Origin of the sequence: Sphingomonas panacis, assembly GCF_001717955.1 — a bacterium.
Lineage (GTDB): Bacteria > Pseudomonadota > Alphaproteobacteria > Sphingomonadales > Sphingomonadaceae > Sphingomonas > Sphingomonas panacis.
In genome coordinates, this window is sequence record NZ_CP014168.1 from 2,500,137 (window position 1) to 2,511,184 (window position 11,048).

General features: G+C 65.6%; 12 protein-coding genes. 2 read left to right on the forward strand and 10 right to left on the reverse strand.

The features are described from left to right. Positions 1–10 precede the first annotated feature (10 nt). The gene (locus J0A91_RS11330; protein WP_069205002.1) at positions 11–787 is read right to left on the reverse strand and encodes a hypothetical protein; all 777 of its coding nucleotides are present in this window, start codon (positions 785–787) and stop codon (positions 11–13) included. A 119-nt stretch (positions 788–906) separates the two neighbouring features. On the opposite strand from J0A91_RS11330, the gene J0A91_RS11335 reads away from it, so the two are divergent. After that, positions 907–1,164 carry a hypothetical protein gene (locus J0A91_RS11335; protein WP_240502267.1) on the forward strand — a complete coding sequence of 86 codons (258 nt, stop codon included), beginning with the start codon at positions 907–909 and terminating at the stop codon, positions 1,162–1,164. Between the two features lie 57 nt (positions 1,165–1,221). Here J0A91_RS11335 and J0A91_RS11340 read toward each other — a convergent pair whose 3' ends face one another. The 5 genes from J0A91_RS11340 to J0A91_RS11360 all read right to left on the reverse strand — a co-directional run bounded on the left by J0A91_RS11340 (position 1,222) and on the right by J0A91_RS11360 (position 4,684). Continuing rightward, positions 1,222–1,761, reverse strand: a complete 540-nt coding sequence (locus J0A91_RS11340) for a glycine zipper 2TM domain-containing protein (RefSeq protein ID WP_069207243.1) — start codon at positions 1,759–1,761, stop codon at positions 1,222–1,224. Positions 1,762–1,863: 102 nt separating this feature from the next. Next, positions 1,864–2,292: an OsmC family protein gene (locus J0A91_RS11345; RefSeq protein WP_069205004.1), complete on the reverse strand. Its 429-nt coding sequence runs from the start codon at positions 2,290–2,292 to the stop codon at positions 1,864–1,866. Between the two features lie 138 nt (positions 2,293–2,430). Next, positions 2,431–3,360 carry a bifunctional riboflavin kinase/FAD synthetase gene (locus J0A91_RS11350; protein WP_069205005.1) on the reverse strand — a complete coding sequence of 310 codons (930 nt, stop codon included), beginning with the start codon at positions 3,358–3,360 and terminating at the stop codon, positions 2,431–2,433. A gap of 59 nt (positions 3,361–3,419) precedes the next feature. Further along, a complete protein-coding gene (locus tag J0A91_RS11355) occupies positions 3,420–3,893 on the reverse strand; it encodes a dihydrofolate reductase (RefSeq protein WP_069205006.1) in 474 nt (157 codons plus the stop codon). Then, entirely contained in the window at positions 3,890–4,684 is a 795-nt protein-coding gene (locus J0A91_RS11360; protein WP_069205007.1) for a thymidylate synthase, read from the reverse strand. The genes J0A91_RS11355 and J0A91_RS11360 overlap by 4 nt, the downstream gene beginning before the upstream one ends. 105 nt (positions 4,685–4,789) lie before the next feature. On the opposite strand from J0A91_RS11360, the gene J0A91_RS11365 reads away from it, so the two are divergent. Next, the gene (locus J0A91_RS11365) at positions 4,790–5,206 is read left to right on the forward strand and encodes a JAB domain-containing protein (RefSeq protein ID WP_240501980.1); all 417 of its coding nucleotides are present in this window, start codon (positions 4,790–4,792) and stop codon (positions 5,204–5,206) included. Positions 5,207–5,247: 41 nt separating this feature from the next. On the opposite strand, the gene J0A91_RS11370 is transcribed toward J0A91_RS11365, so the two are convergent. The 4 genes from J0A91_RS11370 to J0A91_RS11385 form a co-directional block, all read right to left on the reverse strand. Next, positions 5,248–5,955 (reverse strand): class I SAM-dependent methyltransferase, encoded by a 708-nt coding sequence (locus J0A91_RS11370; protein ID WP_083224644.1) that lies wholly within the window; start codon positions 5,953–5,955, stop codon positions 5,248–5,250. 2 nt (positions 5,956–5,957) lie between these two features. Then, positions 5,958–7,085, reverse strand: a complete 1,128-nt coding sequence (prfB, locus tag J0A91_RS11375; RefSeq protein WP_069205008.1) for a peptide chain release factor 2 — start codon at positions 7,083–7,085, stop codon at positions 5,958–5,960. A gap of 123 nt (positions 7,086–7,208) precedes the next feature. Beyond that, complete coding sequence (locus J0A91_RS11380; protein WP_069205009.1) at positions 7,209–9,743, reverse strand: penicillin-binding protein 1A; 2,535 nt, start codon at positions 9,741–9,743, stop codon at positions 7,209–7,211. A 62-nt stretch (positions 9,744–9,805) separates the two neighbouring features. Further along, positions 9,806–10,939, reverse strand: coding sequence for an N-acetylmuramoyl-L-alanine amidase family protein (locus tag J0A91_RS11385; protein WP_240501981.1), 1,134 nt, complete (start codon positions 10,937–10,939; stop codon positions 9,806–9,808). Positions 10,940–11,048 lie beyond the last annotated feature (109 nt).

An 11,048-nucleotide genomic window follows, 5' to 3' on the forward strand; every position in this document is an offset into this window, starting at 1 on the left:
TCGAGCCGCGTCAGCTTCCGTTGTTCGCCACCAGATCGACATCCGTTCCCCCATCTCGGCGCGTGGTGAGGAACAGCGCGAAGGCGGCGCCGTCTCGGCCGCGCGTGCCGCCGAGTACGTGCTGGCTGCCGTCGGCTTCATGCTCGGCGGCGAAGCCCGCGCCAGATGCGCGGGTGTAATACCAGTCGATCACGGTCTGAAGCGGGGCCGTAGTCGCGAAGCTGACCGCGCGGAGCGCGCACCCGTTTTCCGACGCACCGGCTGCTTCGCTGACTCGGGCATTCGGATAAAGTGGCAGATCGGCCGGGAGTCTTGTGGCCCAGTTCGCCGAATAGTGCATTTCGCCCGCGCAATTCGCGGTGCGCTTGTCCTTCTGGCGAGATGCCAGCGCCCCGAGTGTCAGCGACTGGCGCGCCGCCTCGCATTGCGGGCACGACCCGTCAGCCTTGGGCGCTGGTGCGGATTTGAGCGTCTCGCTGGTACCGGCGCCCGCGCCGGTGGCGGCGCTGCTCGTGGCTGCTGTCACGCTATCAGCCGGGACCGCGCCCGAATACGGCTGGGCGGGCGGACGCACGGCATTGTCGTTGGCCTGCTGTGTGAGCGCGGGATCGACCATGATCTGATCGTGCAACGCCGCCATCATCGCTGGATCGCGGCCATTGCCGCTACCGGCATCGGCCAGTTGGTTGTCGAGCGAATCGAGATTGCTCTGCTCGGTGTTGCGCGCGCCGCAGCCGGCGGTCGCCAGCGCGAGCGCGAGCAGGGCGATCAGCCGGTTACCAGGCATTCCAGACGCTCCCATTATCATTCGGGCGGACAATGCGCGCGCTTGACGTATTTTCGGTTAAGACGGAACGCAGGAACGCGGTTAATTGCCGAAATCCCCGTTAACCAAGCTCGGCGCGCTTGCCTTGCGATGCAAGCGAAGTCATCCTGCTACCTATGCTCAACCTGCTCTCTATTCTCGTCGGCGTGCTCGTCTTTTTCGGAGCGATCATCGGGTTCATCCCGTTTTTCGGCTGGTTCAACTGGCTGCTAATCCCGCTTGCCTTGTTCGGCGTGGTGCTGGGGATGCTGTCCTCGCACCGATCCGGGCGGAATCTCAATATCGTGTTGATCGTGTTCTGCGCGCTTCGTCTGATGATCGGCGGCGGGCTGTTCTAAAACAAAGGCCCGGCGATCGCTCGCCGGGCCTTTTGCTTGCTCGCCAGATCCCTCCGCTCAGCGGCAGGTCACCTGGCCACGGTCGATCGACGTGCCAAGCGCCGCACCGCCAGCGACCCCGAGCAATGTACCGAGCGTGCTTGACCGGCCATTCGATAGCGCATTGCCGAGCAATCCGCCGGCGAGACCGCCGACGATCAGGCCGGTGGTGCCGTCCGAGCGGCGGCAATAATAGCGGCCGTTGCTGCCACGATAGATCCGGTCGTAGCGACCGAGCCGGCGTGGCTGGTAATAGCCGCCGTCGCGATAGTAGCGATCGGCGTAATAGACGCGCTGGCCGGGTTCGGGCCGGTTATAGTCGTAGCCGCGATACTGGCGCCAGTCGCGACCGGGACCGCGCCCGTTTCCGCGCCAGTCGGAACGGTCGGGTCCACGGCCATCCGGACCGCGTCTGTCAGGACCGCGCCCGTCCGGCCCGCGTCTGTCGCGGTCGTCTCGGCCGGGGCGGCCATTGTCCCATTGGCGATCTTGCGCGGTGGCGGGGATGGCGGGGACCAGCGTCATCGCCGCGATGGCAGCGAGTATCAGCTTGCGCATATCGATATCCTTTTCGTTCGATAGACGCAGAACCCCCGGCACTGGGCCGCGGTTGCGTGAACGGGAAACAACGTTCCGTTCACGCAACATCGATCGAATCGCTCAGCCGTTGAGCGTGTGCGTCAGCGTGATCTCGGCATTGAGAACCTTGGAAACCGGGCAATTCGCCTTGGCGTCGGCGGCGATGCTCTCGAACTGGCCGGGTTCGATGCCGTCGATCGTCGCCGTGAGCGCGAGGTCCGAACGGGTGATCTTGAAGCCGCCGTCAGCTTGCACAACCGTCACCTTGGCGGTCGTCTCGAGCGTGCCCGCGCTATACCCGGCCTGCGCCAGCGCGAAGCTGAGCGCCATCGTGAAACAGCTCGCATGGGCGGCGGCGATCAGCTCTTCCGGGTTGGTGCCGGGTTCCTCGCCGAAGCGGGTGGTGAAGCTGTACGGCGAATCGGAAAGAACGCCCGACTGGGTCGAGACGTGGCCCTGACCCTCCTTGCCAAAGCCTTCGTAACGCGCGGAACCGGAACGAGTCGTCATGATGCGTCTCCTTGTCGTGAGGCTTGCCCCGCCGGTGATGTCGCAGCCTGTTACGGCATGACGGCACCAGAAGGATCAGTGCGGAGGCGAAACGTTCGCGCAGCGCTCAGGTTTCATGCCTCGCAAAACAAACCCGGATCAACCCTGCGCGAGTATTGTCCGCGCCCTGTCGCAATCCGCTGCAATCGCATCCGTGAGCGCGTCGAGCGTGTCGTACTTTGCCTCCGCGCGGAGGAATTCGATGAGCTCGACCGCGATCGTCTGCCCGTAAAGGTCGCCGGAAAAATCGAAGAAATAGGGTTCGAGCAATTCCTTGGGCGGATCGAAACTCGGCCGCACGCCAAGGTTCGCGGCGCCGTTGAGCACACGCCCATCGGGCAGGCGGCCGCGCACCGCATAGATGCCGTAGGTCGGGCGCAGATATTTTCCCATGTCCAGATTGGCGGTGGGAAAGCCGATCGTCCGTCCCAACTTCGCGCCGTGAATCACCGCGCCCTCGATCGTGAACGGGCGGGTGAGCAGCCGCGCCGCGCCGCGTGGATCACCGTTGGTCAGCGCCGCGCGGATGCGGCTCGACGAAACCGCTTCACCGTCGAGCGTGACCGGGGAGACCGATTCGACCGAGAAGCCATGGCGCGCGCCAAGGCCCGTGAGAACGTCAATATTGCCGCTGCGTGCCTTGCCGAAGGTGAAGTCCTCCCCAGTCACCGCACCACCCAGTCTGATCGCCGCGATCAGCCGTTGCTCGACGAACGCTTGCGCGCTCAAGGCGGCGAGCGCGGCGTCGAAGCGAAAGACGATCATCGCATCGGCACCGGCTTCAGCAAAAAGCCGCTCGCGCTGGTCGAGCGTGGTGAGCCGGAAGGGTGCGGCATCGGGCTTGAAGTAGCGCACCGGATGCGGATCGAACGTCGCGACCAAAGCGGGCCGCCCCTCGGCGCGGGCGCGCTCGATCGCTCGGCCGACCACGGCCTGGTGCCCCAGATGGAACCCGTCGAAATTCCCAAGCGCCACGATACCGCCGCGCAGAGCCGCCGGCAGCACCGAGCTGCCGTCAAGCCGCTCCATGTCGGCGGGCTATAGGGGGGCGGCGCAGGGCGCGCCAGTGGGGTTGCGCACGCATCGCGTCAGCGGCGCGGTACGAGCGTGAGGAAGCTGTAGGCGGGGCGCTCGCCCTCGGCTGGATGATCCTCGCGCGCCAGTTCTTGCCATCCGTCGGCATCGAGTACGAAATGCGCGTCGCCTTCATAGTCGCGGTGAAGGACGGTCACTTCGGCGCGGTCGGCCCGATCCTCGACAAGCCGGAAGATCTCTGCGCCACCGATCACCGACATGTCCTTGCCGGCGAGTGCGAAGGCTTCCCCAACGGTATGCGCCACCTCCGCGCCCGGCGCCGACCAAGCCGCGTCGCGCGTCAGCACGATATGGCGGCGGCCGGGCAGCGGCGCGGGGAAGCTCTCGAACGTCTTGCGGCCCATCACCATCGGCTTGCCAAGCGTCAGTGCCTTGAACCGCTTCAGGTCGGCGGGGAGATGCCACGGGAGTTTGCCGTCACGGCCAATGACGGCGTTCTGCGCATGCGCGAAAACCAGCGTGATCACACTGCCACCGATGCCTTGATATGTGGCTGCGCGACATAATCGTGCAGTACGAAATCCTCATACTCGTACCCATCGATCGAGTCGGCTCGCCGCTGGATCTCCAGCCGTGGCAGCGGCCCCGGCGCGCGGGAAAGCTGCTCGCGTGCCTGATCAAGATGGTTGGAATAGAGGTGGCAGTCGCCGCCAGTCCAGATGAACTCGCCCGGCTCCAGCCCGCATTGCTGTGCGAGCAGATGGGTCAGCAACGCATAACTGGCGATGTTGAAGGGCACGCCGAGGAAAATATCGGCCGAGCGCTGGTAGAGCTGGAGTGATAGTCGTCCGTTCGCGACATAGGTCTGGAACAGGCAGTGACACGGCGCCAAGGCCATCGCATGCAGGTCGCCGGGGTTCCAGGCGGAGACGATCTGGCGGCGTGAGGCGGGGTTGGTTTTGATCTGTTCGATCAGTTCGGCGATCTGATCGATGTGGCGGCCGTCCGCCGTCGCCCAGTCGCGCCATTGCTTGCCATAGACCGGGCCGAGATCGCCGTCCTCATCGGCCCATTCGTCCCAGATGCTCACCTTGCGGTCGCGCAGCCACTGAACGTTGGTGTCGCCGCGCAGGAACCACAACAGTTCGACGATGATCGAGCGCAGGTGCAATTTCTTGGTGGTGAGAACCGGAAATCCCTGCGCGAGATCAAAGCGCATCTGGTGGCCGAACACCGATTGCGTACCGGTGCCGGTGCGGTCCATCTGCTCCGCGCCGGTATCGAGGACTCGCCTCATCAGATCGAGATATTGCTGCATGCGCGCGGTCTAGCGCGCGCCGCTTCGCGCGTCACCGCCGATGTGAATAGCCCCGAAATGGAGGGGTGTCCTTCCACGCCCTGCTGAACACGGCATCATTGCGGGGTGGAACTGTCATCGATCCCCGTCGCGCCGCCCAGGGCGGCCTTCCGCAAACTCGATGCCGAGCATGTCGCGATCGCGCTGTTCGCGCCGATCCGCGATCTCGCGACCGAGGTCGCGATGTTCGCTTATGTCGATTCCGATTGGCGGCTGCTCGGGGTCCGGACCCGGCCATCGAACGAAACGGGCACGGTCGACGTGCCGATTCGCGCGATCGTCGCGGATGCATTGGTCTTCGACGCGGCCGGCGTGGTGATGGCGCACAACCACCCAAGCGGTGATCCGACGCCCAGCGAAGGTGACCGCGCGCTCACGCGGCGGCTGGCACGAGCGCTCGATGGGGTGGGCGTGCGACTGATCGACCATCTCGTGCTCGCAGGCCCCGAGACCGCGAGTTTCCGGCGCATCGGGTTGCTATGAGTGCGGGGACGATATCGCCGATGCGGGGCCGGTCGTCAGCCTTACCGATTCACGCACGCCTTGATCGTCGTCGGCTCCGGCCTCGGACCAACTGCTTTGAACATCGCGAGATAGCCGCCCGCGGTGGGCAGGTTCTGCCTTTCGACCTGCACGTAGCCCACCGCTGCGAATTCGCATTTCAGAAGCGCGGGCGGTGTGCCGTGGTGTTGGGTCGGGCGGTCAGCGTCGAGCACTACGACGAGCCCGCTCGGCTTGAGTGACGGGCGCATCCGCCACAGGAATTCGTAAGGCTGGCCGATCTCGTGATACATGTGGATCATCAGCACGCGGTCGAAGCTGTTCGCCGGCAGTTTCGGATCAGCGGGCGTGCCGAGCCGCACGCTGACGTTGTCGAGCCGGTCGCGCGCGACGCGTTCCGCCAGTGCGTCGTGGACGCTGGCGACGATATCCTCGGCCAGCACGCGGCCCTCCTTGCCAACGCGCGCGGCGAGGCGGATCGTGTAATATCCTTCGCCCGCGCCGAGATCGGCTACGGTCATGCCGGGCTTGATGCCGGCTTTGGCCATCACCTGCTGCGCTTCGTCGCGGCTGTCACGATCCTCCTCGGTCGACCAGCGCGGCGATACGATCCGTGCGACCGGGCGGTCGGCGGCGGGGAAGGGGCCTTCGGCCTGTTGCTTCGCCGCAGGGGTGCAAGCGGCGAGCGCCAGCAGCGCCAGACACGAACCCTGGAGGTTCCCCCGCCCCATGATCAATCGACGTCTTCGACCTCGACCGTCTCGCCGGTGACGCGCTGCGAGAGCGCGGCGGCCATGAACGCGTCGAGATCGCCGTCGAGCACGTCGGACGGGCTGGTAGAAGTGACGCCGGTGCGCAAATCCTTCACCAACTGATAGGGCTGAAGCACGTAGGAGCGGATCTGGTGGCCCCAGCCGATATCGGTCTTGCTCGCGTTCTCCGCACTCGCGGCGGCTTCGCGGATCTGCAATTCGCGCTCGTAGAGTTTGGCGCGGAGCTGGTTGTACGCCTCGGCCTTGTTCTTGTGCTGCGAACGCTGGTTCTGGCACTGCACGACGATCCCGGTCGGAATGTGCGTGATACGCACCGCCGAATCGGTCGTGTTGATGTGCTGCCCGCCAGCGCCTGAGGCGCGGTATGTGTCGATGCGCAGGTCGCTCTCGTTATACTGCACGTCGATATTGTCGTCGATCACCGGATAGACCCACACGCTCGCGAACGAGGTGTGGCGGCGCGCGGCGCTGTCGTAGGGGCTGATGCGGACAAGGCGATGAACGCCGCTTTCGGTCTTGGCATAGCCGTAAGCGTTCTCGCCCTTGAGCAGCAGCGTCGCCGATTTGATGCCGGCCTGCTCGCCCGAATGGTGATCGACCAGTTCGACCTTGAGCCCGTGGCGCTCGGCCCAGCGCGAATACATGCGCTGGAGCATGCCGGCCCAATCCTGGCTCTCGGTGCCGCCCGCGCCGGCATTGACCTCGACATAGGTGTCGTTGCCGTCGGCCTCGCCGGCGAGCAGCGCCCTGACCTTGTCCTCGGCGGCACGCTTCGACAGGGCGGCGAGCGCGGCGACGCCCTCGTTCTCCATCTCGGTGTCGCCCTCGGCCTCGGCCATTTCGATCAGTTCGGCGGTGTCGCTCAACTCGCTCTCGATCGCCCGCGTCGCGCTGATCGCCTCGTCGAGCCGACGACGTTCGCGCATCACCTCCTGCGCCGCCTTCGCGTCGTTCCACAACGTCGGGTCTTCGACGCGCGCGTTGAGCTCGTCGAGCCGGCGCAAAGCGCGGTCCCAGTCGAGGAAGCGACGGAGCAGCGCGAGCGAGTCCTTGATCGAATCGATATGTGCCTGCGCTTCGGCGCGCATGGTGGGTACTCCAGGTTCTGATCGTCGCCCCGGCGCCAAGGAATTATGGGGCCGGGGCCGTTATGTAGTGATGCGAAGCCGTCGCGACAAACGCACCGGCCCCGGCCTGCGCCGGGGCGACGGCTAGTAGATTCCGCCCTCTCTTTGCAAGAAGTCGCTATCGCGGCGTTGCTCACCGGCCTGCGCCGCTTGCGCCGCCTGTGCCCGCGCAGCGGCTGCGGCCGCGGCGGCAGCGGCTTCCTCGGGCGTCTGGCGGTGGAACACTCGGCGCGGCTCGCTCTCGGGCTTGAACGCTTCCCAGATCACCGCCGCCTTGGGGTCGGCGGTCGGCCACGTACCGTAGACCGGCTTGCCCGAGGCCCGATCGATGCGGACCATGCGGATGCCCGGTGGGGCGCGGAACGGCACCTTCGGCAGCCCCTCATACGCCTTGACCGCGAATTCCTTGAAGATCGGCGCAGCGATCGTACCACCCTGCGCGTAACCCCCGAGACCGTGCGGCGTGTCGTAGCCGATATACAGGCCGCCGATCATCTGCGGGGTGCCGCCGATGAACCACACGTCGGTCGGGCCGGAATTGGTGCCCGTCTTGCCGAACATCGGCCGGTCGAGATCGCGCAGGATGGTCGCGGTGCCGCGCTGAATCACGCCCTCGGCGATGTGGACCATCTGGTACGCGGTCATCGCGTTGACGACTTGCTTGCCGCGGTTGACCGGGCGCGGCATCGCCTTGCCGTTCCAGTCGGGCGCGTTGCAGCCTTCGCAGGCATGCCAGTTCTCGGGCCAGATCACCTTGCCGTGCCGATCCTGCACGAAGTCGATCAGCGTGCCCTGATGCGCCTGTCCGTGATTTTCGAGGATGGTGTAGGCGTTGACCATCCGCGCCACCGTCGTTTCGCCCGCGCCGAGCGCGAACGAGAGGTAGGGCGGATATTTGCCAACCCCGATCCGGTCCATCAGCCCGACAACCTTGGGCATGCCGGTCTGCGCGGCGGCGCGGACCGTCATCAGGTTGCGCGACTGCTCGATGCCCCATCGCATCGTGTGCGGGCCGGAGCCGGCGCTGCCGCCGAAATTCCGGAAGCATTTCTGCCCGAGCCGTGCGCCCTGGAAGACGCAGAATGGGCCGTCGATGATAATCGAGGCCGGCGTCATGCCGTTTTCCAGTGCGGCCGAATAGACGATCGGTTTGATCGTCGATCCCGGCTGGCGCAGCGCTTGGGTGGCGCGGTTGAACGCCTGGAGGCGGAAGTCGAACCCGCCCTGCATCGCCAGCACGCGCCCGGTCGACGGTTCCTCGACGACGAACGCGCCCGAAATCTTGGGCACAGCGCGGAGCGCGAACTGGTCACCCTCGGGGGCGACGGCGAGGATGTCGCCCGGTTTGATCGCGGCGAAGGCGGTGCCGCCTTGCCCGCGTACCGGCATCTGCGCGGCCCAGCGCGGCATCGTGCCGGTCTCTCCGTTCGAGAAGCCGAGCGTCGCCGAACTGCTGTCGACTGCGGTGACGATCGCGGCGCGCCAATCCTGATAATCGAGGCCGATATGGGTGTTGAGCAGTGTCGACAGCCAGGCATCACCAGTAATCTCGGCGTGACCGAGCGGCCCGCTCCAACCGCGCCCGCGATCGTAGCGCAGCAACCCGTTACGGAGAGCCGTCTGCGCATAATCCTGGATGCGCTGGTCGAGCGAGGTGCGCACCCATAGCCCGCCGGCATAGACGCTGTATGGGCCGGCGTTGCCGTCCTCGCCGAACTTATCGATCAACTGGCGTCGGACTTCCTCGACGAAATAGCCGGTGCCGGCAGTCTCGGTCTTTGGCGTCTGGCGTGGCACCGTGCCGAGCGGCGCGGCATCGGCCTGCGCATATTGGCTCTGATCGATGAAGCCGTTCCTGAGCATCTCGGCGAGCACATAATGGCGCCGCGCCAGCGCGCGCTCCGCATGGCGATCGGGATCGTAGTTCGACGGTCCTTTGGGAAGGATCGCCAGATAGGCGAATTGGGCAAGGTCGAGTTCGCTCAGTTCTTTACCGAAATAGGCGTAGCTCGCCGCCTCGACGCCGAAGGCGTTACGGCCGAGTGCGATCTGGTTGAGATAGAGTTCGAGGATCTGCGGCTTGGTCAGCGAATCTTCGATCCGGTAAGCGAGGATCGCCTCCTTGAGCTTGCGGCTGTAGCTGTGCTCGTTGCCGATCAGCAGGTTCTTGGCGACCTGCTGCGTGATCGTCGATGCGCCGCGCGCGCGCTTGTTGCGGGCGAGGTTGTCCCACAAAGCGGAGGCGATGCCGGCGTAATCGACGCCGTGATGCTCGAAGAAGGTCTTGTCCTCGGCAGCGAGGAAGGCGCGCACCAGCAGCGGCGGATATTCGTTGTAGCTGAGTTCGACGCGGCGCTCGCGCGCATAGGAATGGATCGGCAGGCCGTCGATCGCGCGCACATTGGTCGGCAGCGGCGGCTCGTAGACGCGCAGTTTGTCTACCGAAGGCAGATCCCGCGCGAACAGCGCGAAGAACGCGGCATAGGCGATCGCCGCCAGGACGCCGAGCACGAGCAGCAGTTTCACCCACCAGCGGCCCCAAATGCGGCCCGCAAGCCCTGGCAGTCCGTCCGCCTCGCGACGTAGGCGGAAGTTCACGCTGGAATCATCGTCGGCCATATCCGGGGCAGGCTCTAGCAAGTTTCACGCGCGTTGCCAGCCTTGCCGGTGAAATGTGCGTGTTACCGCGTGGAAGCGAGCCGCCGGGCGAAATGCACATCCACCGCGCGCCGCACGCTTTCCGCAATTGCGCGGCGACCGGCGGGGGAGTCGATGAAGTCGGCATCGCGTGGGTTTGAGATATAGCCGGTCTCGAACAGGATCGAGGGCATGTCGGGTGCCTTCAGCACCATCAGCGAGGCCATGCGGTGAAAGTTCGGTTTCATCGGCACCAGCGGCTGCGCCTCCCGGCCGAGCAGGCGGGCGAAATTGGCCGAGGAGTTCATCGTCTCGCGCTGGGTCAGGTCGATCAGGATCGAGGAGATGTCGGCCGAGGTCGAGGCGAGATTCACGCCGGCGATGATGTCCGCCTTGTTCTCGCGTGCGGCCAACCGCGCGGATTCCTTGTCGGACGCCACTTCGGACAGCGTGTAGACCGAGGCGCCACTGGCATCACCCGAGCCGACGCTATCGCAGTGGATCGAGATGAACAGGCTCGCGTGGAGCTTGCGCGCGATGCCGAACCGCTCCTGGAGGATGATGAAGCGATCGTCCTCCCGGGTGAGCGCGACGCGCACCCGCCCCGATTGGATCAGTTCGTCGCGGATCGCCTTGGCGATGCGCAACGTCACGTCCTTTTCGCGGCGGCCGTCGGTGGGTGCGATCGCGCCAGGGTCTTGCCCCCCATGACCGGCGTCGATCACCACCAGCGGCCGGCTGGCATCATCGCCATAGACGCGGGGCAGACGGAGCTTGCGGCTCGACGGCGGAATCGGCACGGCAACCTGATATTTGCGGATCGGCTGCGTCTTCGTGTCGAAGGGGAGCGGCAAGAAGTGCGCGCGGCTTTTCTTGGCGGCGCTTGCGAGGACCGTGTCATCGACGGTGCGTAGCGCGATCGTTAGGTCGCGACGGTCATCGCCGAAACTGCCCTCGCGAACCACGGCAGGGCGGGCGAGCAGGACGGCCGAAGCGTCCGCAGCGTCCGCGACGCTGCGATCGAAGTGCAGGACGATACGGTCGCGATGTACATCGACCCGTCGCACTGTCGCGGCCCAACCCGGGGCGCCGGCAAACCAGCAGGCCAGCAAGGCGAGGATCAACGACACGCGAGCGTAATGCCGCGTCGGCACGCGACCGGTCCAGCGAAAAGGCATCGTGGGAGAATCCCAATGGTTACGCAGTTACTGCGATCGTTCTTTCACGGACGAGTCACCTCACGATGAAACGGCAAGGTTAACGCGGCGTTCGGCAATCGATCCGCGC